Origin of the sequence: Nguyenibacter vanlangensis (genome assembly GCF_013376155.1) — a bacterium.
GTDB classification, from domain to species: domain Bacteria; phylum Pseudomonadota; class Alphaproteobacteria; order Acetobacterales; family Acetobacteraceae; genus Gluconacetobacter; species Gluconacetobacter vanlangensis.
Window position 1 is genome coordinate 1 of sequence record NZ_JABXXP010001069.1, and the last position, 749, is coordinate 749.

Annotated in this window: 1 protein-coding gene; it reads right to left on the reverse strand. The window is 70.9% G+C overall.

All coding sequences use genetic code 11. The annotated features are described in order from the left end of the window. The coding region (locus tag HUK84_RS21270) for a peptidyl-prolyl cis-trans isomerase (RefSeq protein ID WP_176641934.1) at positions 1-749 on the reverse strand (749 nt) is incomplete at both ends.

Here is a 749-nt window from a genome sequence, read left to right on the forward strand (position 1 = left end):
CGGCGTGCCGTCGGGCGTGCGGCCCTGGGCGTCCAGCGTGCCGGCGATGGCGACGGCGCCGAGATTGTCGGGGATATGGTCCAGGCCGCCGCCGGCGATCGCGTCCTGCAATTTCTGGACGCGGGGACCGACGAGCGCGCCGGCCTGGGCATGGGCGATCTGGTCGCGCAGTTCGGTCCGGGCGGCGGCGAAATCGGTGTCGTGGGGCGGCGTTATCTGCGTCACCTTGAAGATGACCCAGCCGGTGTCGGTCTGGCTGGGGCCCTGCAGCGCGTTCGCGGGGGCCGCGAAGACCAGTCTGGCCAGGGCCGGGGACGGGATCGCGCTTTCGCGCACGCCATTCATTTCCACCGTGGCGCTGTCCTTGGCGCCGGCCTGGAGTGTCGCCCAGTCGGCGCCGGACTGCCACTGCGCCGCGATGGCCTGGGCGCGGGCCTGGCTGGGGGCGGTGACGATCTGCACGTCGCGGGTTTCGGGCACGTGGTATTTCGCCTGTTCCGAATCATAGAGCTTGCGCAGCTCGGTGTCGGGGATCTCGATCGAGCGGGCGACCGTGTCGGGGGACAGGATGACGATCCGGGCGTGGCGGTATTCCGGCGCGCGGAAGAGCCACGGGTGGTTGTCATAATAACGGTGCAACTGGGCCGCGTCGGGGGTCGGCGCCGGCTGGTCGCCGTCGAGCACGCGCACCAGGTCGATGGTGCGGGCCTGTGCGTCGAAAGCGAAGGCGCGGCGGACCAGGATGTCGG